Below are 1,380 nucleotides of genomic sequence, written 5' to 3' on the forward strand. Positions count from 1 at the left end.
CGCTCGTGCCGAAGCGGTCAAGACCTACCTGGTGAGCAAGGGCATCGAGAAGAACCGCGTGTACACCGAAGGCAAGGGCAAGAAGCAGCCTGTCGCCGACAACAAGACCGCCGAAGGCCGCGCGAAGAACCGCCGCGTCGAAATCGAAGTGGTCGGTACGCGCAACAAGTGATCAGCCTCGGCTGATGCACGACAAACCCCGCCTCGGCGGGGTTTTTTGTTTTCGCGGGGGAATACCTGCTGCGCGGAGATTCCTCTGCCTCGAATATGTCGGCCCCGACATGTCAAACTGACGGCCTCATGATCAACGCCGACCCTCAAGAGCTCGCCAAATTCAGCGACCTGGCTCATCGCTGGTGGGATCCCGACAGCGAGTTCCGCCCGCTGCACCAGATCAACCCGCTGCGGCTGGAGTGGATCGACCGGCTCGCCGCGCTGAAGGGCAAGCGGGTGCTGGACGTCGGCTGCGGTGGCGGCATCCTGGCCGATTCGATGGCGCGCAAGGGCGCCGACGTGCTCGGCATCGACCTCGCCGGCAAGGCGCTGAAGGTGGCGCAACTGCATGCGATGGAAGCCGGCACCACCGGCATCGAGTACCGCGAGGTCGCGGCCGAGGCGCTGGCGGACGAGGCGCCGGGGCAGTTCGACGTGGTCACCTGCATGGAGATGATGGAGCACGTGCCCGATCCATCGTCGATCGTGCAGGCCTGCGCGACGCTCGCGAAGCCGGGCGGCTGGGTGTTCTTCTCGACGATCAACCGCAACGCGAAGGCCTTCATGTTCGCGATCGTCGGCGCGGAGTACCTGCTGAAGCTGCTGCCGCAGGGCACGCACGAGTACGCGCGCTTCATCAAGCCGAGCGAACTGGCGCAATGGGCGCGTAGCGCAGGCCTCGCGCTCGAGGGCACGCGCGGCATGGAATACAACCCGCTGACCGGGCGCTACTGGCTCTCGGCCGACACCAGCGTGAACTACCTGTTCGCCTGCAGGAAGCCGCTGTGAGCCTGCGCGTGAAGGCGGTGCTGTTCGACCTGGACGGCACCCTGATCGACAGCGCGCCCGACCTGGCCGGCACCGGCAACGACATGCGCGCGGCGCGTGGCCTCGAGCCGCTGCCGTTCGAGCAGTTCCGGCCGATGGTGGGGTCGGGGGCGCGCGGGATGATCGGTATCGCGCTCGGCGTGGTACCGGCGGACGAGGGCTTCATCGCGCTGCGCGACGAATTCTTCGACCGCTACGAGCAGCGCATGACGCAGCACACGCGCACGTTCGACGCGGTGCCGGYGATGCTCGATGCGATCGAGGCGCTCGGCCTGCGCTGGGGCATCGTCACGAACAAGGCGCAGCGTTTCACGAACCCGCTGGTGAAGGCGCTGGGGC

At 66.9% G+C, this 1,380-nt stretch carries 3 protein-coding genes; all 3 read left to right on the forward strand.

Going from position 1 to position 1,380, the window contains the following annotated elements; genetic code table 11:
• The coding region (locus AC1D01_RS34740) for an OmpA family protein (RefSeq protein WP_477874074.1) at window positions 1-172 on the forward strand (172 nt) is incomplete at its 5' end.
• A 128-nt stretch (window positions 173-300) separates the two neighbouring features.
• On the forward strand, window positions 301-1,002 hold the full coding sequence (gene ubiG, locus AC1D01_RS34745; RefSeq protein WP_477874070.1) for a bifunctional 2-polyprenyl-6-hydroxyphenol methylase/3-demethylubiquinol 3-O-methyltransferase UbiG: 702 nt from the start codon (window positions 301-303) through the stop codon (window positions 1,000-1,002).
• The coding region (locus AC1D01_RS34750) for an HAD hydrolase-like protein (protein ID WP_477874072.1) at window positions 999-1,380 on the forward strand (382 nt) is incomplete at its 3' end. The genes ubiG and AC1D01_RS34750, both read left to right, overlap by 4 nt.

The sequence above is a fragment of the Rhizobacter sp. P3_B12 genome, assembly GCF_056402895.1.